The 2,074-nt window shown below is 64.2% G+C and carries 2 protein-coding genes and 1 pseudogene; 1 reads left to right on the forward strand and 2 read right to left on the reverse strand.

Annotated features, from left to right (window positions below; translation table 11 throughout):
• Window positions 1-455: 455 nt before the first annotated feature.
• Window positions 456-641 (reverse strand): hypothetical protein, encoded by a 186-nt coding sequence (locus tag AC0IZJ_RS28305; protein WP_471855586.1) that lies wholly within the window; start codon window positions 639-641, stop codon window positions 456-458.
• A 187-nt stretch (window positions 642-828) separates the two neighbouring features.
• Here AC0IZJ_RS28305 and AC0IZJ_RS28310 point away from each other — a divergent pair, with 187 nt between their 5' ends.
• Entirely contained in the window at window positions 829-1,455 is a 627-nt protein-coding gene (locus AC0IZJ_RS28310) for a cysteine hydrolase family protein (RefSeq protein ID WP_471855588.1), read from the forward strand.
• A gap of 202 nt (window positions 1,456-1,657) precedes the next feature.
• Here the strand turns inward: AC0IZJ_RS28310 and AC0IZJ_RS28315 are convergent.
• A pseudogene (locus AC0IZJ_RS28315) lies at window positions 1,658-2,074 on the reverse strand (hypothetical protein); the annotation flags it as partial.

A 2,074-nucleotide genomic window follows, 5' to 3' on the forward strand; every position in this document is an offset into this window, starting at 1 on the left:
ACGAGGCGCTGGAACACGAGCACGCGCACCGGCACGACGACGGGCATCACGACCATACCCACTATCCGATGCCCGAAGGTGCGCACAGCCATCGGCACCGACACGAGCCGAATCGGCACAGTCATGCCCATGTGCCCGACGCGCATCATGGGCACGACCACTGAGGCCTTTGCTAGTCAGGGACGCGGTCGCGCCTTGACTGGCGCGACCAACATCGGGATCGCCGACGGCGTAAACGGCGACACGCCGCTGGCGAATGGCGGACACGGTGGTTTAGCAGGCTCTCAGCTGGCGAACCGTCCAATGACCGTTACCGCCAATAGCGGTCATAGGGTCGGAACGTCTGGCTGACAGCAGCCAGCGTATTGCTGTAGCTGGGTCAACTTCGGCTTTGGGCACATTCCTGACCACCATCCGCATCAAGTCGGCGGCGGCTTCGTGCCCAGAGCGGAAGCTCACCAAGGTCCGCTTTGGGGCGTCCCGGTGGATGGCAGCGCATCCAGTTGACTCCGCACCGCACCGCCATTCAAGCGCAGCACGTAGGTGTAGATCACGGTGGTGACCACGTCGGCATGGCCCAGCAGTTCCTGGACGGTGCGCGCCCGCTGGAAGGTCTCGTCGTAGAGGTGATGACGCCGCACGACACCGCTGCGCGGCACTCATGCCGTTGGTGTTCCAGCTCCTTTTCCTCCACGCGCTTCGCCGGATGTGCCGGCAACTCGAGATGCTCAACCTGCCGTGTGGTTGGAAGCCCCTCTGCCAAAGGACGGATGCGCCCGCTTGCCTTTGCGGTCAGCATGGACTTCCCCTCAATGCAGGAGCTACGTCATGAGCAGCATTCCGTCCTACCCAAGGGAGGCCACCGCAGTCCTGCTGGTGGACCCGTACAACGACTTCCTGAGCGAAGGCGGCAAGTTGGCGTTGATGGCCAAGGAGGTGGCCGAAGCCATCGGCACCGTCGCGAACATGAAGGCCGTCGTGGCTGCATGTCGCCAAGCTGGTTTCCCAGTCTTCTACGTTCCGCACCGCCGCGCCAGGCCGGACGATTTCAAGGGCTGGCGTCACCCGACGCCCTACCAGCTTGGCAGCCACAAGTTCCAAGCATTTGCCGTTGGCTCCTGGGGCGGCGAGTGGCATCCGGACTTCGTGCCGCATGCCGATGACGTGATCGTCAAAGAGCACTTCTCCGGCAGCGGCTTCCAGAACACCGATCTGGATGTCCTGCTCAAACAGCATGGCATGAGCCACGTCATCATGGTCGGCCTGCTAGCCAATACGTGCATCGAGACAACGGCAAAGTTCGCGTCTGAGCTGGGCTACCACGTCACGCTGCTCAAGGACGCCACGGCCGCGTTCACCGCCGAGGCCATGAAGTTCGCGCACGAAATCAATGGCCCGACATACGCGCACGCCATCCTGACTTCGGCGGACTTACTCGCAGGCCTCAAGGACTGACAGCGCGGGGGCTCAGCCCCCAACTGCGCGACGCCGCGGCGCGAGATTTCTTCCGAGCTGATTGGGACTACCGACACAGGCGTCTTGCGCAGCGTTGACTCCACGCGCTCAGCGGTCACAAGCACCTCGGGCAGCTTGGTCATGTCGGGGGAAGTGGCCTCCTGAGCCTGAGCCGCTAGGGCGCACAGGGAAAACGATAGGGCTACAGGTAGGTCTGGCGCGGGATGGCGAGCAACGCCGAGTTGGATGCGTCAGCAAACTGCTGGCGGATGTACTGGGCAGACACGTCCAGGTTGAGCGTGCCACCGCCGGCCAGCTGTGCCTTGTAGATGAGGGATGAGCCGGCACTGACTTTGGGTGCGTAGCTCATTGCCGGGGCGTTCAGGTCGATGCGCCCCTTCACCGAGACCGTGCCGTAGAAATTGCGCTGCCGGTACAGGTATTCGTCGCGATACTCGGCGGAGGCTTGCGCGCCCTGCAACTGCGGCGTCACGAGCAGTGCCAGTCCGCCCGCCAAAGCGACGCCCACCCCGGCCAGCGCTCGGCGGCCGGCTCGGGACGCAGGCCGCAACACCGCCAGGGCCAGGCCCAGGGCAGCTACGAGGCAGAGCGGCCACTC

This window comes from Roseateles sp. AC306, assembly GCF_979253795.1.

What these genes read in the sequence shown, in the direction of transcription:
- AC0IZJ_RS28310 (WP_471855588.1), top strand. Translation starts at nt 829, where the DNA reads ATGAGCAGCATTCCGTCCTACCCAAGGGAGGCCACCGCAGTCCTGCTG.